At 58.9% G+C, this 17,034-nt stretch carries 14 protein-coding genes; 3 read left to right on the forward strand and 11 right to left on the reverse strand.

Going from position 1 to position 17,034, the window contains the following annotated elements; genetic code table 11:
- Positions 1-85 precede the first annotated feature (85 nt).
- Positions 86-2,281 (forward strand): Stk1 family PASTA domain-containing Ser/Thr kinase, encoded by a 2,196-nt coding sequence (locus AC1AV0_RS06250; RefSeq protein ID WP_476572184.1) that lies wholly within the window; start codon positions 86-88, stop codon positions 2,279-2,281.
- A 127-nt stretch (positions 2,282-2,408) separates the two neighbouring features.
- Here the strand turns inward: AC1AV0_RS06250 and AC1AV0_RS06255 are convergent, their stop codons facing one another.
- Positions 2,409-3,098: a lysophospholipid acyltransferase family protein gene (locus AC1AV0_RS06255; protein WP_476572186.1), complete on the reverse strand. Its 690-nt coding sequence runs from the start codon at positions 3,096-3,098 to the stop codon at positions 2,409-2,411.
- 51 nt (positions 3,099-3,149) lie between these two features.
- Here AC1AV0_RS06255 and AC1AV0_RS06260 point away from each other — a divergent pair, with 51 nt between their 5' ends.
- Entirely contained in the window at positions 3,150-3,716 is a 567-nt protein-coding gene (locus AC1AV0_RS06260; protein ID WP_476572188.1) for a hypothetical protein, read from the forward strand.
- Between the two features lie 21 nt (positions 3,717-3,737).
- Here the strand turns inward: AC1AV0_RS06260 and AC1AV0_RS06265 are convergent, their stop codons facing one another.
- Together AC1AV0_RS06265 and AC1AV0_RS06270 are read right to left on the reverse strand one after the other, a co-directional pair.
- Complete coding sequence (locus AC1AV0_RS06265; RefSeq protein WP_476572190.1) at positions 3,738-4,118, reverse strand: glycerophosphodiester phosphodiesterase; 381 nt, start codon at positions 4,116-4,118, stop codon at positions 3,738-3,740.
- 363 nt (positions 4,119-4,481) lie between these two features.
- Positions 4,482-6,128, reverse strand: a complete 1,647-nt coding sequence (locus AC1AV0_RS06270) for a UxaA family hydrolase (protein ID WP_476572192.1) — start codon at positions 6,126-6,128, stop codon at positions 4,482-4,484.
- 205 nt (positions 6,129-6,333) lie between these two features.
- Here AC1AV0_RS06270 and AC1AV0_RS06275 point away from each other — a divergent pair, with 205 nt between their 5' ends.
- The gene (locus AC1AV0_RS06275; RefSeq protein WP_476572194.1) at positions 6,334-7,200 is read left to right on the forward strand and encodes a sugar phosphate isomerase/epimerase family protein; all 867 of its coding nucleotides are present in this window, start codon (positions 6,334-6,336) and stop codon (positions 7,198-7,200) included.
- A gap of 68 nt (positions 7,201-7,268) precedes the next feature.
- Here the strand turns inward: AC1AV0_RS06275 and AC1AV0_RS06280 are convergent, their stop codons facing one another.
- The 8 genes from AC1AV0_RS06280 to AC1AV0_RS06315 form a co-directional block, all read right to left on the reverse strand.
- On the reverse strand, positions 7,269-8,837 hold the full coding sequence (locus AC1AV0_RS06280) for a glycoside hydrolase family 28 protein (protein ID WP_476572197.1): 1,569 nt from the start codon (positions 8,835-8,837) through the stop codon (positions 7,269-7,271).
- Positions 8,838-8,879: 42 nt separating this feature from the next.
- Positions 8,880-9,926 (reverse strand): LacI family DNA-binding transcriptional regulator, encoded by a 1,047-nt coding sequence (locus tag AC1AV0_RS06285; RefSeq protein WP_476572199.1) that lies wholly within the window; start codon positions 9,924-9,926, stop codon positions 8,880-8,882.
- 37 nt (positions 9,927-9,963) lie between these two features.
- A complete protein-coding gene (locus AC1AV0_RS06290) occupies positions 9,964-12,096 on the reverse strand; it encodes a glycosyl hydrolase 115 family protein (RefSeq protein ID WP_476572201.1) in 2,133 nt (710 codons plus the stop codon).
- A gap of 85 nt (positions 12,097-12,181) precedes the next feature.
- Positions 12,182-13,501, reverse strand: a complete 1,320-nt coding sequence (locus AC1AV0_RS06295; RefSeq protein WP_476572203.1) for an ABC transporter substrate-binding protein — start codon at positions 13,499-13,501, stop codon at positions 12,182-12,184.
- Between the two features lie 139 nt (positions 13,502-13,640).
- Complete coding sequence (locus tag AC1AV0_RS06300) at positions 13,641-14,546, reverse strand: carbohydrate ABC transporter permease (RefSeq protein WP_476572205.1); 906 nt, start codon at positions 14,544-14,546, stop codon at positions 13,641-13,643.
- The gene (locus AC1AV0_RS06305; protein WP_476572207.1) at positions 14,536-15,468 is read right to left on the reverse strand and encodes a carbohydrate ABC transporter permease; all 933 of its coding nucleotides are present in this window, start codon (positions 15,466-15,468) and stop codon (positions 14,536-14,538) included. The genes AC1AV0_RS06300 and AC1AV0_RS06305 overlap by 11 nt, the downstream gene beginning before the upstream one ends.
- A 440-nt stretch (positions 15,469-15,908) precedes the next feature.
- Positions 15,909-16,355: a hypothetical protein gene (locus AC1AV0_RS06310; protein ID WP_476572209.1), complete on the reverse strand. Its 447-nt coding sequence runs from the start codon at positions 16,353-16,355 to the stop codon at positions 15,909-15,911.
- Positions 16,356-16,374: 19 nt separating this feature from the next.
- Positions 16,375-16,866: a hypothetical protein gene (locus AC1AV0_RS06315; RefSeq protein WP_476572211.1), complete on the reverse strand. Its 492-nt coding sequence runs from the start codon at positions 16,864-16,866 to the stop codon at positions 16,375-16,377.
- Positions 16,867-17,034 lie beyond the last annotated feature (168 nt).

Below are 17,034 nucleotides of genomic sequence, written 5' to 3' on the forward strand. Positions count from 1 at the left end.
GCCGCGGCATCGCGGCCTTTCCATGGGAACACACCGGATCCGCGACATTCGGACCACGACATCAAGGAATTGACCGAGCACCATCATGACTGAAGCCTTCGAGGAACCCAACGGCCAGACCATGCCGACGATCGACGGCCGCTACCGCGTCGTCCGCAAAATCGCCGAGGGCGGCATGGCCACGGTGTTCGAGGCGGTGGACGAACGACTTGACCGCACGGTGGCGGTCAAAGTGATGCACACCCAGCTCGCGCAGGGCCCCCACCGCGAACAGTTCGTGGAGCGGTTCAGGCGCGAAGCCAAATCGGCCGCGGCCATCGCGAACCCGCATATCGTGCAGGTGTACGACACCGGCGAGTTCAACGGTTTGGACTATCTGGTGATGGAATACGTGCATGGCGTGAATCTGCGCCATGAGATGAACCAGCAGCGCACCTTCTCGGTGCGCGAGACCCTGCGCGTGGTGTCCGAAACTTTGGACGGGCTCGCCTCCGCGCATCGCGCCGGCGTGGTGCACCGCGACATCAAACCCGAGAACATCCTGCTCAACTCCCGCGGCCATGTGCAGATCACCGATTTCGGCTTGGCGAAGGCCGCGTCTCAGGCCACGCTCTCATCCACCGGCATGCTGTTGGGCACGGCCGCGTATCTGGCGCCGGAGATGATCGAGAACAACCAGGCCACCCCGCAGGGCGACCTGTATTCGGTGGGCATTATGGCGTGGGAGATGCTCAGCGGCGATGTGCCGTTCCATTCCGACAATCCCGTGACGTTGGTGTTCAAGCATGTGCATGAGGACGTGCCGTCCGTCGCCACCGTCTGTCCCGGCATCGCGCCGGCCGTAGCCGCGTTCCTCACGCATCTGACCGCACGCCAGGTCGACCAGCGTCCGGCGAGCGCCGTCGAGGCCGCCGACGAGCTGCGCGCGCTCACCTCCTCGTTGGCTATTGAGGATTGGCAGTACCGCAAAACCCCGGATCAGGGTTCGTCTGACGCTGCGGATAAGGCCGATGACACCACGTTCACGCCGATCGTCGCGGGTTCATCCCTGCCGCCCGCCCCCCCGGCCTCGGCGACCGCGCAGCCGACCACGGCCATCGATTCGGCGGCCACGCGGGTCGTGCCGCTGCCCCAGTCGGATGGCGCCGCATCCACCCTCGCACGTGGCGATGGCTTCTTCGGCGAGCAGACCCAGATTCTGGGCGGACTGGATGACGCGTTCACGCAGACCATCATGACCGACGGCGCCGCCGCTTCAGACGGTGCCGGAGAATCCCCCAAGAAGAAACGCCCCCGCAAACCGTTGATCATCGCTTTGGTGGTGGTTCTGGTGCTCGCGTTGGTCGGCTCGGGCGGCTCCTGGTGGTATTTCCTCGGTCCCGGCAGCTACTGGTCGGTGCCGCAGCCCACCGACGTCACCTGTGAGGAAGGCGCGACCGATTGTTCGCTGGCAGGCGCCGTGTGGAGCGATTACGAAAGCACCCTGAAGGTGGCGGGCATACCGTACGAAACCGTCGAGGATTACAGCGACGACATCCCCGAGGGTTCGGTGATCACAGCCACCGTGGGCGATTCGACCGCCTATGTGGGCAGCCATGTGAGCAAACGCGACAACGCCACACTGACCGTGACGGTCTCTCAGGGCGTGCGCACGGCCACCATCCCCGAGGATATCCTCGACCCGAACTCCGAATCGGGCAAGACTCCTCTGGACGCGTTGAAGGAAGCCGGTTTCTCCAACGTCACGCATGACGAATCGCAGGATGTGTATTCGGAGAATCTGCCCGAAGGCACGGCCGTAAGCGTCTCCCCCGATCCGGGCACCACACTCAACCATAATGACGAGGTGTCCATCGTGCTGTCGAAGGGGCCGATGCCGGTGAGCATGCCGGATATCGTGGGGCGCACCCAAGATGAGGCGACCGCGGCCTTGGACGATTTGAAGCTGACCGCGAACATCACCGAGGAATACAGCGACACCGTGGAGGCAGGCAACGTGATCTCCGCATCCGTCGAGGCCGACACACAGTTGCATTGGGGCGACACGGTCGATGTGGTCGTCTCCAAAGGCCCCGAGATGGTGACGATTCCCGACGTGCGAGGCCAAAGCACCACCGAAGCCACGCAGACGTTGGAGGCGCTGGGCCTGCAGGTGAAGGTCTCCGCGCCGCTGGGCGATCTGACGCATACGGTGCGCTTGCAGAATCCCGCCGCCGGACAGCAGGTGCGCCTGCGCGACACGGAGGGCAACGCCACCGTCGTCACTCTCACCGTGGTCTGAGTGGTCTGAGACTTCCGGTCAAATCCATACGACTACATACAAACGAGGCCTCGTGGAATCCGCCGTCACAGCGGAAGTCCACGAGGCCTCGGTTTTGCTTTTGATTGGAGCTTCGTGCGGGAATCCGTCAGGCCGCGGACTGCTCCTTCAAGCGCTTCTTGACGGTCTGGGCGTACTCGTCCACGTATTCCTGACCGCTCATCTTTTGGATTTCGGCGGTCACCCGATCGGTGAGCGCGCGCAGATCCTCATGGGTGATCTCGTCGCCGGTCTTGTGCTCGACCGCGATCGGCTTGCCGTAGATTATCTGGGTCCTGCCCTTTTTCGGAATCACCGTGCCCGGCTCCTGCAGTTCGCGCGTGCCGATGATCGCCGTGGGAACGATCGCGCAGCCGGTTTCGAAAGCGAGACGAGCGGCGCCGGTGTGACCCTTATAAAGACGGCCGTCGGGGCTGCGCGTGCCTTCGATATGGATGCCGAACAGATGGCCGTCCTCGATGATCTCGCGCGCGTGGGCCAACGCACCCAACGACTTGTCGCCGCCGGAACGGTCCACGGGGAACACGCCCACGGAGGTGAACCACCACTTCTTGAAGCGGCCCTTCAGTCCCTTGCCTTCGAAGTATTCGGCCTTGCCCATGAAATGAATCATGCGGGGCGAGGTGATGGGCAGCAGCGCGTCATCGATCACCGCCAGATGGTTCGCCGCGATGATCGCGCCGCCGGTGCGCGGGATATTCTCCAAGCCGCTGACCGTGGGGCCGAGACGTCGACGGGCGACCCATCCCAATGATTTAACGAAGAACCAATACAACACTGTGGTTTCCTCTCCGCATGATTGGCCTCATGCCCGATTAGAGTGGTATCTATGACTGACCTCAACAATAGCAATGCGGATGACGAGCGCACAAACCCCACGCCGGATGACGGAAATCTCGATGACGCATGGGCGGCGTTCGCCGCGGCCCACGCCGACGATCTGAAGGATGTGGAGTCGTCGCGTCAGGCGAAACGCTTCGAGAAGCACGCCCAGCGCAAGGAGAAGGAGGCGCTGCTGTCGGTGAACGATCTCGACGCCGGCACCTTCACCGATGACGTGCGCCCTATGCGCGATCGCGTCAACCAGCAGGGTCCGCGTGATTTCACCGGTTCCAGCTGGCTGGACACCGATGATGTGATGGACCGCTACGGCGAGGACTTCGTGCCGCCGAACCCGCAAATCGGCCCGGTGAAAACCTCCAAACTGGTGTTCTGGGTGCTGCTGATCGTCGGTATCGCGGGACTGATCGGCTCGGTGTTCGTGCCGTCGCTGGCGGCGATTCTCGGCACCGTCTTCGGCCTGTGCGCGATTCTCGGCGCGGGCGGCCTGATCATGCAGCACAAGGGCCACACCGAAACCCGCGCGGACGAGTTCGACGACGGCGCCCGCGTCTGAATCCCGTATAACGCCCAGCAATCAGTACGGCTGGTTGCCGTGGATGATGATGCCGCGTTCGTGCTTCAGAAACTGGCGCGCGGATTCGCGGTCGATATCATGACCTCGTTCCAAACTGGTGTAGACGATGGCCGTCTGCGCCCCACGGCTGAGTGTGAGGAACGCCTCGTGGGAGTCCCACCCATCCTGGGCCACGCCCATGGTCGGCTCCCACACGTAGCCGTAGCCCGCCGCGTTGCAGTATCCGTTGAATGGCAGTCCCCACGCATTGTGCTTGTCGAGAGCCAGGCCGAAGGTCTCGGATTCGGCGATGTCGGCGTCGGTGGCACCGGCCGCTTTGGACAGTTCGATGGCGTGGGCGTGATCGTAACCGGAGTCCTCCGGCGGAATGGGAAGCGGCATGGCCGTACATCCTTTCGATACGAAAAAATTTCCAGATGACAAAATACTCGTCATCTGGAAACACCATATTTCGTTGCCCACATTTTCCCGCAAACATCGAGCTGAGAGAAAGCGCGAGAACACTCCGTTTGCAAGCGTTATGAGGCTCGCCGAATAAGCCGTACGGATGCGCGCGGTATCGGAGCGTGCCGAAGCGAAGGCGTATTGGCATACGTCGAGCTTCGGCTAAGCCCGATAACACGCCATCCGTGCGGGTTATGCAATAACGTTCGCAAACGCGTATGTCCTCGCGCGTCTCGAAGCGAAGGTGTATATGAATACATCGAGCTGAGAGAAAGCGTGAGGACACTCCGTTTGCGAACGTTATTCGGTGGGGCCGTCTTTGAAGATGACCGTCTCCTGCATCGCGTTCTTCTCGTTATTGGTCCTACGTCCGTCGACGACCTCAAGCACCAGTTTGCGGAAGTCCTCGTCCACCACCGAGGCGGGCTCGTCGAGCAGACGTCCGGCGTTGAAGTCGATCCAACGCTTCTTCTTTTCGGCGAGCGGGGTGTTGGTGGCGACTTTGATGGTCGGCACGAAGCATCCGAACGGCGTGCCGCGGCCGGTGGTGAACAGGATGAGATGGCAGCCCGCGGATCCCTTGGCGGTGGTGGACACCATATCGTTGCCCGGCGTCTGCATAAGTGACAGGCCGTTGCGCCTGATGCGATGCCCGTAGAGGATCACGTCCTCGACCTCGCATCGTCCGCCCTTGCGGATGCAGCCCAGGGACTTGTCTTCCAGGGTGGTGATGCCGCCGGCCTTGTTGCCCGGTGAGGGGTTGTCGGAGATGATTTCGCCGTATTTGCGGAAATGTCCTTTGAAGTTGTTGATCAGGTCCACGATGTCGTGGAACACGTCTTCGTCGCGTGCCTGGCTCATCAGCACGGTTTCCGCGCCGAACATCTCCGGCACTTCGGAAAGCACCACTGATCCGCCTTGGCTGACCAGCCATTCGGCGAAACGGCCGACCATGGGGTTGGCGGTGATGCCGCTCATGCCGTCGGAGCCGCCGCATTCGACGCCGACTTTGAGTTCGTTCATCGGGATGGGTTCGCGTCGGTCGCCGGCAGCGGCCTCGTTGAGCTCTTCCAACAGATCGGCCGCGCGGTCGAATTCGTCCGTTTCATCCTGGCAGATCATGGTTTTGACGCGGGATTCGTCGATGCCTTCCAGTCCGGCCTTGAACAGCGCCATTTGGTTGTTTTCGCAGCCGAGCCCGACCACCAGCACGCCTCCGGCGTTCGGATGCTCGACGATGCCGCGCAGCGTGTTCTGCGTCCATTCGAGGTCGCCGCCGAGCTGAGAGCAGCCGTAGGGATGGCGCGCCACGACCACGGAGTCGAAGTTGCCGTTGCCGTTGTGACGCGAGGTGAACATGCGCGCCATAGTGGCGACCAGTCCGGAGATGCAGCCCACGGTGGGCACGATGTACAGATCGTTGCGGATGCCGACTTTGCCGTTGGATCGACGATACCCTTGGAAGGTCATGGTGGGCTGGCCCGGTTTAACGGTGTCGTCGGTGGGCTCGTAGGTGTATTCAAGATTGTCGCCGAGATTCGTGGCGATGTTGTGGGTGTGCACCCATTCGCCACGTTTGATCGGCTGCTTGGCGCGGCCGATCTCAAAGCCGTATTTGACGACGTTGACTCCTTCGGGCACGTCGACCAATGCGATTTTGTGTCCGCGGGGCACGTCGTTAAGCACCGTCAGCGGCTCATGCCCTTCGACCTGCACGCTCTCCCCCGCTGTGATGGGGCGGGCGGCGACGCAGACCATATCGCCTTGCGCGAGGAAGATCGTGTCCAAGCCGGTGTTCTCGGGGATTTCGGCCACATAATCATGGTTCGGGGCGACGCCATCGGCGCAGGTGGGGATAAATCCCGTCGAGGCGACGCGCTCGGCGCAATCGTCGGCGGGGATGTTGGTGATGTTGGTGATGTTGTGATCAGGCTGCTTTGCGTTCATACGCTAAACGTACGAAGGCTTTTCGCGTTTCTTGGTTTTTGTTGCCAATCGTTGCGCTAGCTCTGGCGTGTGCGCCGGATCCGTGATATATAGCCCGATTCCGCCGGCAACCTTTGGCAGCGGATTCGTAGGGCCGCTCTGCATCCTCTATGTTGGGCCGCGACGGCCCGTTAAACGGCCGGACCTGATATGAAAGGCGGATTCGATGATCAATCTCGGCGCACGCGGACATGATGTGACGTGGGGAGACACCCCTGAGCGGCTGGCCGAAGGATTGTCCGGATACGGAGTGCACACCACGCAGCTGGCGTTGGGCAAGTCCTTCCCTGATCTGCCCAGCGGCGCCGACGCCATCAACCCGGGGATGGGTATGCGCATACGGCGAATCATGGCCGAACGTGGCATCGATATCGCGGTGTTGGGCTGCTACTTCAACATGACGCATCCCAATCCGGACGCACGCGAGGCAGGTCTGCGCAAATTCGAAGCGTATCTGGCCAATGCGCGTTTCTTCGGCGCGCCGATGGTGGCCAGCGAGACCGGATCCGTCGACGCCGCGCCGGGACGGTTCACCGAGGAGAACTTCTCCGAGTCGATGTACCGGCAGGCTTTGGATTCGATTCGCCGCCTCGTCGCCGTCGGCGAGCGCTTCGGCACGATGGTGGGCGTTGAACCGGGTGCGAACCATCCGATTCATGACATCGCCTCCACCGAACGGCTCCTGTCCGATATCGATTCCCCTTGGCTGGGCATTGTGTTCGACGCGACCGCCTACACCACGCCCGATGGCCGTACCGTCGACGGTTCGACGCAGCTGCAGATCGCGAATGAGGCTTTCGATCGTTTCGGCGAGCGCATCATGGCCGTACATATCTCCGATTTCACCGTCGAGCCTTCCGACGCGACGGCTTGCGGCATGAATATCCGCCGTTGCGACGCCGGTAAGGGCATCCTCGACATCGAGGGCATCGTTCGTCTTGCCAACGAGCGCCGTCCGTGGATTCCCGTCATCCTCGAGCACACCACCGACGATGCCATCGCGCAAGCCGTACGACGGTATGGGAATCTGTAGTCTCTGGCCGATCGGATGTCGAGGCATTCGCGATTCCTGTGACCAATCGCTAGCCGCGGTCCGTCGTCTTATGACAGCGACCCATCCACATCACTGATCGGACTCGCGCCGGCACTCACGTTGTCGAATGTCAGCGAAGCGCAATCGCACAACTCGATGCGCCCACTACCGTGTTCCACGCCGCCGAGCATGCAGTCCTTGACCACGATGTTGCGGGCCTCATGGCCCGGCTTGTCGAAACCTTTGACCAATACGGCGACGCCGGGACGCACATCGTCGCAACCACGCCATTGCCATCCCATCACTCGCAGCCGCTCGAAATGGAAGTCCTCGAAATACGGTTGGTCGGGGCCGGGCACTCCGTCGTCGTTGTAGCCGACGGAGTGAATGGTGATCGCAGCCACCGCGCAGTCCGACACCCACACCCCGCGCACGTATCCTCCGCGCTTGGGGGTGCCTTTGATGTGGATGCCGTACAGGGAACGCGAGACGTCCGTATCCCACACACGCACGTCCTCGACGCCGCCGCTCATCTCAGATCCGATGGCGATGCCGTGGCCTCCCATGGCCGTGCACGAGAAGATGCGCACATGTCGTGTCGGACGGTTGATGGCGTTGCCTTCGGGATTCTTGCCGGATTTGATCGCCACCATGTCGTCGCCGGTGTCGAACAGCGTGTCGAAGAGCACGCAGTCCTCGCTGGAGTCCGGATCCCATCCGTCGCCGTTCCACACGCCGCTGGAGCGGATGGTGGCCCCATGCGTGACGATGTGTTTCGAATAGATGGCGTGGATGGTCCAGCTGGGGCCGTCGGCGAATGTCAGTCCGGACAGTTCGACGTTCTCGGCGTTCGAGATGTTGACCAACCGGCCGCGCACGCGCCCGGGAATGGTGTCAGCGTTCTCGCATGTGGCGATGTAGTCGGCCATGGCCGCCAATTCATCGGCCTTCAGTTCACGTTCGCGTTCGATGGTGGCGCGCATCAACGCCGCTCCCCCGCCACGAATCTCCCCTTGGCCGGACAAGCGCACATTATGGGTGGTCGGCCCGGACGTATGATCGAGATGGCCGATGTTGATCAGGCTTGCGTAGCATTCGCATTCCACGCCTTCGAAACGGCTCCATATGCGCGGCTCATAGTCCTGCGGATTCGTTGCCCCCTGCAGCACGCCGTTTGCAAGCACATGAAGTTCGCTGTCCGAATGCATGCGCAGCGCTCCGGTGAGGTACACGCCCGCCGGAATGACGACTCTCGAGTCGGCGTCGCAGTCGTCAAGCGCCCGCTGGATGGCCGCGGTGTTCATGGTGCGCCCGTCGCCCACGGCGCTGTACGGCGGCTGGGATACGTCGATATCGCGTTTGGCACGTTCCGTGACGAATCGGCCTTCGCCCACGATTCGCGTTTCGTCCGACGTGCTCTCCCCTACGTGCACGGCTACCCGATACTCATGCTCCGGCACCAGGCCCGCGATACGTGCGAAAGTATGGTTGACTCGCGTAACGACAGTGCCGTCCACCATAACCGTGTACTCGGCCTTCGCATCGACATATTCCGGTTTGTCCCAGTACACGGTGAGTGTGGTGTCGGTGGCGCATGCGTCGAGCATGCTTGTCCGTCGGGATGCCAATTCGGTCATGGCTCTCGCTCCGCTTCATTAGTAATGATATGGCTGTGACAGTCAGTCGTCTTCGCTTCGGAAATCGACGGTGGTGTCCCGGGTAGTGACGTGGTCTGTTTTGACGGTCATGATTGATTGAGGTCGGCCAGGATGCTCGATACGATCGATCAGCATATGCACGGCTTGTGTCGAAATCTCCCGTGGACGCGGCGAAAGGTTCGAAGGCCGCAAGCTGAACGAGGAAATCTTGGAATCCGGACAGACGCTCACCAGCGTCAGGTCTCGCCCCGGAGTCAGATTCCGTCTTGCCAACGCATCCATGCATGCCCTAGTGGAGTGCGATTGGCGAGTGACCACAGCCAGACGATTGTGGATATTCTCGCCGATCGACTCCATCGCCGACTGTTTATGGTCTCGATCGAACGGTATGACGTCGAACGCCATGCCATGATCGGAGCAGCGCTTCCGCAATGACTCATACATACTCTGATATGTGATGTAATCGGTGTTCTCCACAGGATTTTCATCCAGGAACATCACGGTGCGATGTCCGAACCCGGCCAGATAGTCCGCAATGATCGTGCCGGCGCTTTCATAGTCGAAATAGATGACGTCCAACCCATGCTCATCATCCGGCTTGCCGAACACCACCGTAGGCAGGCCGATCTGGGCGGCCACGGGGATGCGCTCGTCATGCCGCTTGATATCCATCAGGATGAATCCATCACAGATATTGCGTCCGTCCATGCGGCGCAGGCTGTCGGGATCGGCTTTGGTGGTGTTCAGGATGACGTCATACCCCTGCCGGTAGGACTCCTCGATGATGGAGGTCAGATACGGCGCCACATCCGATGCGTCCGATTCGTAGTCCAATCGTTCGATAAGGGTGATGAGGTTCGTGCGCTGGGTGCGCAGCGTACGGGCGCTGGAGTTCGGATGGTAGTCGAGGGTCGCCATCGCCGCTTCGATGCGCGCCCGGGCGTCTTTTGACACCGGCCTGCTGCCGTTCATGTAATACGACACCGTGCTTTGCGCCACGCCGGCCAGCTTGGCGACGTCCTTGCTGGTCGCTTTGCCTCGTATTCCGGTCGGAACCACAGTGTTCACATCACACCCCTCTCAATCGATACGTATCAGTCACATTCTAGTCGACGCACCGGCATATATCCTCGTCTCCGCCGTCCTCCCATTTGGCGAGCATAGCGTCGAACAGCTCGTCGTCGGTCAGATGGTTCTCGAGGTTGAGCAACGTGGTGACCTTCGCCTCCTCGCGGCTGTAGATGAAGTCTCGCTGCCATTGGTAGAAATGAGGGCCGTCGCCCATGGCACGCAGGAACGCCATAAGACCGGATACGACCCACGCGCTCTGCGCCACATCGGTCAGGCATTCGTTGGCATAAAAGCCTCGCCATTTGCCATGCTCACGCGACAGCATCGCCTTACGGGCCCGCTGGAACTCACTGCGGGCCAATCCCGCATGCCAGAACGCCCGCTGCCAATCGGATTCCAGTCCTTCACGCAACGCCTCGCACACCAGATGGGTGGCTGTGCAGCAATGGACGTAGACAAGCGTATGCAGAGCGATGGAGTCGTCGAACAATCTCGCTGCATGCCTCGTCATGCCGGCTGAGGCCACGACATTGCGTTCCGCCAACGCCGCATACCGCCCCATACCCATGACGGACGCTGTGTCGATGATTCCGATTTGTTCGACCAACGGCCGATCGCCGGTGGCCCACAGCAGATCGGAGCATGCGGACGTGCGGTCGCGCATGAATTGGTTGATCAATTCGCGTGGACCATGATTGAAGTACTGTTCCGCAGCGTGTTCGTCCCAATGCTCTCCATAAGGCACGGCCGCGTCAAAATACGCCCGGTAGGCCTCGACCACCGACCTCGCGTCGGACTCGCCGTAATAGGTGGCCGCGAAATCCCATGCATGCTGGTCGACGATGGATTGGCATACGGATTCGACTGCATCCTGCGCGCAACCAGTGTCTGCGGTCGCTTCCGGCGCCGGCACGCCCTCGCGCCACAGCCGGGCCATCAAGTCGAGGTAGTACGCATGTGGTTTGACGTTCGACGAGTTGACGACCCAGAACGCGTCGCCTCCGCTGGCCAGCACGGCACCCAGTTCACGGACGATATGCACCGGTTGATTGGGCAGAGTGGTGATGTGGTTGGCGGCCTGCAGATCGTAGAACGACGCATGGCAGTAGATACCCTGCGCACCATCGTCGTCCGGGTTGGGCATGGCGTCGATACGCGGATTGTGGTTGCCCTGACGACGGGTGACCATACGACCAAAGCCGTTGTCGGACCAGATCGTGATCACGTCGTCCGGCAGATCGAGCACGCCTTGGCGATAAAGTTCCAGGGTCTCGCCATACAGGTAGACGCAACAGCGTGCCTTGGGGTCGGATTCCAACACCATCGCCCGCTGGATGCGGATGATCTCACTCATCAGCGCGCCGCGCTTCTCATCGGTGTCGTAGGAGGGGTCCGCACACCAGAATGGGGAATCCCCCTGCCCGCGGAATCCCACATTCCAGATCACATGCTGCCCGGCATGCGCCGCCAGCGACTCCTTCCATAATCCGATGAACAGGTCCTTATGCTCATCCCATGAGGGGTTGAGGTCGGGATAGGCGGACGAGAACAGGCGCGCGCCCAACGGTTCGGCATGGTGCTGCGCGATTTTGAGGCCTCGGGCCACGGCGACAACGGCGTGCCCGGCGGAGTTGTTGCCCGTTCCGGGAATGACCATGTTGCCGCCGCAACGCAGCAGCGCCTCGAACACCATCTGCCATGGCAGGTCGGGATCATTGTCTAACGACCACCCCATCAGCAGCACTTCGTCGTTGACGAACCAGCCGCGTTCGGCGACAGCGAAAGGCTGCGACTCGAAACTGTACTCATCAGGCACTTCGACCGCGCCGACACGAGCGGGTTGCCAATCCATCCAGAACCACAGATCGGGCACACCCAGCAGTTCACGGCTGATGTGGTACAGGCCATAGATGAAACCGAAATCATCACCGGCCGCAACAACCAATTCTCGCCGACTCGCAACGGATGAGACACTGAACATGCCTTCGGACGGGAATTCGGCATCAACAAGCACGATGCGTGCGGCATCGGCCGTCATACCATCCGTATGCGAATCGTCCACGATTCCGCACACCTTGGCCAGATCACGCCGTGCGTCGGCGGCCGCGGCGCATACCGACGACGGGCGCCCATCCGCCGCAATGACGGTGTTGGCATCAATCAACATGGTTGTACCCTCATAACTACGACTTGTTGTTCAAGATGATCTGAGGTGGAGCCATAACTGTCTGACCCCACCTCAGGCATCGTCATCAGGCGGATGCGATTGCGGTGTTGATCTCGCTGATCATGGCCGTGGCGGCATCGGCGGCCGACTGCTCGCCGAACATCACCTTCTGGTTGTAGCGGGCGATGATCTTGTCGAGGTCGGAGGCGCCGTTAGGCGTGATGGCCGGAGCATCGCCGAGAGTGTCCTCGATCTGGGAGGGGAAATCCAGCGCTTGCTTATCGGTGCCGGTGGAGGTCTCGGCGAGGGATTCGCGAATCGTGTTGTTGGAGGGGATTCCGCGGTCCGTGCCGAGGGTCTCGCCGACCTCTTCGTTGTTCAGCAGATAATCGACCAGCATGGCGGCCTCGGCCGGATGCTCGGATTGAGAGGACACCGCCCAATACATGCCGGGCTTCAGGTAGCCGTACTTATTGGAAGCGTCATCGTTCGGCATGGGCACGAGGGTCATGTTGTCCGTGCCCGCAGCCTTGGCATAGGTGGTGATCTGAGTGGACTGCGTGAAGATCATCGCCTGCTTGTTGGTGGCGAAATCGGATTGGTCCACGGTTCCGGAGGACTGTTCAGCCTGATGGTCCGGCGTGCCGGCGATCGGATTGTCACCATGGGTCCAGTCGTAGGACATCTGCAGATACGAGGCCAGCGTTTCCTCCGAGATGGAGACCTCACCGTTCTCGAAGAGGTTCTCACCGTGCTGACGCGCCCACAGCTGCAGGCTCATGCCGTTGTTCAGCGGCGCGATGCCCACGGTCTCGCCGTTCGAGGCCTGAACGACCTGCTCCGCGAAGTCGATGAGATCATCCCACGTCCATGCGGAGGTGTCTGGAACGGTCAAACCCAACTGTTCCACAACATCGTTATTGATGACCACGCCGAAGGCGGTCGATGAAATCGGGGCGGCATACTGCGTGCCGTCCACCTTTCCCATATCCCTCAACGATTCATCCATGCCATCGAGGCTCAGATATTCGGATGCCTCGTCCAGATCAAACAGCGAACCTTGCGAGGCATACGAGGCAAGGTAGAGCTCGTCCATCTGCATCACATCCGGAGCGTTTTTGCCGGCGTTTTCAGTGGCGAGCTTGTCCCAGTATCCCGACCAGTCGTTGTATGTGGTCTCGACCTTGATATTGGAATGCTCCGCTTCGAACGCATCGATGGCGTCTTCGGTGATCTGCACTCGCGTGTCGGAACCCCACCAACTGATGCGAATGGTGACCTCCTCGTCCGACGCCTTCACCTCGGCACCGCCCGTGGCGGACGTGCCGCCCGCGCATCCGGCCAGGGTCATCGAAGCTGCCGCAACAATCGCGGTGGCGGTGATCCACTTCTTCATGGACTTCATGGTTTAACTCCTTTGTTGTTGTCGGCATTTCGCCGGTTATTTCTTTAGACGCCTCAGAGCGTCCATTGCCTGCGACATCGAATACCTGAGGAACGAGGCCTTTCCCGGCCCGTCTTCGACCATCGCTGCTTCCCTTACCTCACTTTCCTCCGGTGGTGGCGATGCCTTCGACCAGATACTTCTGGCCGAAGCAGAACACGATGAACAGCGGGATGATGGACAGCACGCTCATGGCGAACATCGGGCCGTAGCTCGACTGGCTGGTCGCATCGATGAAGTTCCTCAGCGCGATCGGCACCGTGTATTTGGCCGGGTCGGTCAGGTAGATCAGCTGGCTGAAGAAGTCGTTGAACGTCCACATGAACGTGAACACGGCGGTGGTGCCGATGGCCGGTTTCATCAGCGGCAGCAGCACCTGGAAGAAAATCCGGATGTGGCCGGCGCCGTCGATTTTGGCGGCTTCGTCGAGGTCTCGCGGAAGTCCGCGGATGAACTGGTAGAACAGGAAGGTGAAGAAGCCGTCCATCGCCAGGAATTTCGGCAGGATCAGCGGCACATACGTGTTGATCAGGCCCAGGTTGTTCCAGATGATGTACTGCGGGATGATCACCACGTGCACGGGGATCATGAGCATCAGCAGCATGAATCCGAACATCAGGCCCCGGAATTTGAAGTTGAGTCGGGCGAAGGCATAGGCCGCCATCGAACAGGTGAGGATATTGCCCACGATCGCGAAGGCGACGATGACGAACGAGTTGAGGAAGTACTTGCCGAAACTGTAGCTCAGCGCGTTCCAGCCGTCCGCATAGTTGTGCCATTGGGGATCGGAAACCCACAGACCCATGTTGGTGAAGATCTCGGAGGGTTTCCTCAGGCTTGAGGCCACCATCCACAGGATGGGGTACAGCATGATCAGCGCGAAGGCGAGCACCACCAGCTGCTTGACCACCTGCAGGACGATCCTGCGAATCTTGTGTTCCTCTTTTCGGACGGGAACCGACGTCGCCGAGACGGCGTTAACAGTGGTTGTCGTATTAGTCGTCATAATGCACCCAATACTTCGAAAGAACGAAATTGATTACGGTCAGCACGGCAACGATGACCACGAGAATCCATGCCATGGCGGCGGCATATCCCATCTTCATCGAACCGAAGCCCTGCATGTACAGATACAGCGTGTAGAACAAGGTCGCGTCGTTGGGGCCGCCGGTGCCGCCCGAGACGACGAACGCCTGAGTGAAGGTCTGGAAGCTGTTGATGATGCTCATCACCAAATTGAAGAAGATGATCGGGCTGAGCATCGGCAACGTGATCGACACGAACTGCCGCCATTTGCCGGCGCCATCCACACTGGCCGCCTCGTACAGTTCGCGGGGAATCTGACGCAGGCCAGCAAGGAAGATCACCATGGGCGAGCCAAATTGCCAGATATGCAATACCATAAGCGTGCCGTTGGCGGTGGCGGTGTTTGCGATCCACGACTGGGTGACTTCCAGGCCGAACAGCCCCAGAGCCTGATTGAACAGACCCTCGGAACCGAACACCATCTTCCACAGCACCGCGATGGCGACGGAGCCTCCCAGCATGGATGGCAGATAGAAGGCCGATCGGTAGAATGTCAATCCCCTCATCCCCTGGTCAAGCACCACGGCCAGAGCAAGGGCGGCGATCAGCTGCAGCGGCACCGAGATGATCACATAGCTGAGCGTGACCTTCAAGGATTGGATATACCGCGTGTCCTGAAACAGGGTCGCATAGTTCTGCAGACCGACGAATTTCGGACTGGTCAGCATGTTGTACTTGGTCAACGACAGATAGAGCGAAACTATCATGGGAATGAGGGTCAGGCAGATCGCTCCAATAAGCCAAGGAGCCAGAAAGCCCAAAGCCGGCTTGGTATCCGTGGCCTTGTCTTTGGCCTTGCCTCGATTCTTAAGCAAAACGGCGAATTCGCTTGCTGCGCTCACGACTCGTCCCCCTTTCGGCAGACACCGCCGTGGCCGGTAAAGCCGTGGCGGGCGCGACATTGGCATCGCACGGAATGATGCTGTTCCATCGATTTCCTTTCCCTGAGCAGCTTCTTCGCCGCTTCCAGAAACGACCAGTACTCCTTCAGGCTGATCGCGATTTATTGTTATCGATACGTATTTACTCGATACGTATTTACTAGAATATCGACGTTTCTTCTCAACGCAACTTTGGCGTGTCGCATCGTATGGCAAAGACTGTCACAACAAAGAAGAAACGGCGGAAATGGCAACTTCCCTTTATGAACGCCTGTTGCTTTCAGACGGCAAGTACAGTTTCCTTGCTTGTCTTGCCAGATTGGAATATCGGAGTTAAAAGCGTGACATAAAAGAAAGGCAGCGGACGAGCTGCTGCCTTTTTGCAATAATAGCTGTGGGTTTTATTGGGGTATATTTCCAGTCGGGATAAGCTCAATTTCTCCAGATAAACTTTCCCAAACGCCGACAACATCGGAAGATGTAGAGTAGTCGAATCCCGCCGTTTCAGATTGCAAACAACCCTTTTTGGTTGCAACGCTTGTATAGGTAATCTCATAATCTGTTCCATCAGCAAGATTAAATACAAATTTTACCGTGTAGCCAACCTCCGCTGATGATTCTTGGGCAGCTTTTACCGACAGCTCCGAAAAATATGTATACAAATTATCAATGTCCGATTCTTCTGAAAGTGTTTTTTTCTGTATTTCGGATTCTCCGTTATCATAATATGACTCAATACATTCCACATCTAACAGATCAAATGGAAAAACAATTTTTTCCTCTTTTCCGCACCCAGAAAGCCCCAGTAGAAATCCTAACAACACAAATATTATGTATACTCTTTTCATCTTCCCACTCCTTGCATATTTAGTTCAGCACAAACTGCGTGCTTGACCCAACCAAACCGCCGTCCAATGTGACATGATTATATCCAGACCATCCATAATGCACAATCAGTTTTGTTACAAGTCCAGTTGTTGATGTGCCATAAGCTGTAACAGCATGAAATACTTTTCCTCGTGTCTGAACTTGGGTAGGAGAATCGGGGAAATATCCAAACACAATTACAGGGCGGTCACGACCAATTTCGGCAAATATATCAAAGTTCGTTACATAATATGTAGAGGTAGCAGCAACACCATACTCATTACAATAATCAATCAGGACATCACGAATAGTCAATCCCCAAGATGAATTAGATTCACCATAGGAGAGTAACTTATCTTGCAAAGTGTTATTTCCTGTCGTAATTAGATTGCCATTAGAATCAAGGAAAGAATCATCAATAACACCTCCCTCAACATTGTGCCAGTAATTCAATATTAAGCAAGCAGCTGTATATCCGCAGGTTCCGTCCACATTTGCAGGATAAACTGCATTTTTAATATAAGTGTAATTGGGGATGTATTCATTAGTTGCACTTCGACGTTCGTCGTAATGTTTGAGCGCGAAATTGGATTCCGTTCGTCATAAATAATGAGCGCGAAATCCCGCGCGGCCCGCGTCGTTCGCGGGGATGCTTGCCTT

The organism is Bifidobacterium sp. LH_558 (assembly GCF_056356295.1).

Excerpts from the sequence above, each read along its gene's own strand:
- AC1AV0_RS06295 (WP_476572203.1), bottom strand. The coding sequence starts at position 13,501 with ATGAAGTCCATGAAGAAGTGGATCACCGCCACCGCGATTGTTGCGGCA.
- AC1AV0_RS06260 (WP_476572188.1), top strand. The coding sequence starts at position 3,150 with ATGACTGACCTCAACAATAGCAATGCGGATGACGAGCGCACAAACCCC.
- AC1AV0_RS06265 (WP_476572190.1), bottom strand. The coding sequence starts at position 4,118 with ATGCCGCTTCCCATTCCGCCGGAGGACTCCGGTTACGATCACGCCCAC.
- AC1AV0_RS06270 (WP_476572192.1), bottom strand. The coding sequence starts at position 6,128 with ATGAACGCAAAGCAGCCTGATCACAACATCACCAACATCACCAACATC.
- AC1AV0_RS06290 (WP_476572201.1), bottom strand. The coding sequence starts at position 12,096 with ATGTTGATTGATGCCAACACCGTCATTGCGGCGGATGGGCGCCCGTCG.
- AC1AV0_RS06300 (WP_476572205.1), bottom strand. The coding sequence starts at position 14,546 with ATGACGACTAATACGACAACCACTGTTAACGCCGTCTCGGCGACGTCG.
- AC1AV0_RS06280 (WP_476572197.1), bottom strand. The coding sequence starts at position 8,837 with ATGACCGAATTGGCATCCCGACGGACAAGCATGCTCGACGCATGCGCC.
- AC1AV0_RS06275 (WP_476572194.1), top strand. The coding sequence starts at position 6,334 with ATGATCAATCTCGGCGCACGCGGACATGATGTGACGTGGGGAGACACC.
- AC1AV0_RS06250 (WP_476572184.1), top strand. The coding sequence starts at position 86 with ATGACTGAAGCCTTCGAGGAACCCAACGGCCAGACCATGCCGACGATC.
- AC1AV0_RS06310 (WP_476572209.1), bottom strand. The coding sequence starts at position 16,355 with ATGAAAAGAGTATACATAATATTTGTGTTGTTAGGATTTCTACTGGGG.